Below are 341 nucleotides of genomic sequence, written 5' to 3'. Positions count from 1 at the left end.
CCTCGAACCCGCCGCCTGCATCGCCGCCGCCGCGCTCAAGGCGAACGCCAGGCCAGGCGAGCGCGTGGCCGTCGTCGGCACCGGGACGCTCGGCATGTTCGCCGTGCAGTTCCTGGCCGCCGGCTCGCCCGGCGAGCTCCTCGCCGTCGGCAGCGGCACCGACCGCGAGGCTCTCGCGCACACCTTCGGCGCGACCTCGTTCCGGACCCGGCACGACCTCCCCGCCGCCGACTTCGACGTCGTCATCGAGACCGCGGGATCGGCCTCCGCCGCCACCACGGCCGCCGCCCTGCTGCGGCGCGGCGGGCGGCTCGTCCTCACCGGGATCCCGGCGGCCGGCG

1 protein-coding gene is annotated in these 341 nt (G+C 78.0%); it reads left to right on the top strand.

All coding sequences use genetic code 11. The features are described from left to right. On the top strand, positions 1-341 hold a 341-nt coding region (locus J0695_RS40865), incomplete at both ends, for a zinc-binding dehydrogenase (protein WP_206969859.1).

It is taken from the genome of Streptomyces beijiangensis (assembly GCF_017315755.1).
Lineage (GTDB): Bacteria > Actinomycetota > Actinomycetes > Streptomycetales > Streptomycetaceae > Streptomyces > Streptomyces beijiangensis.
Note: the sequence above shows the minus strand (reverse complement) of the source record. Positions and strands in the feature narration are given on the sequence as shown.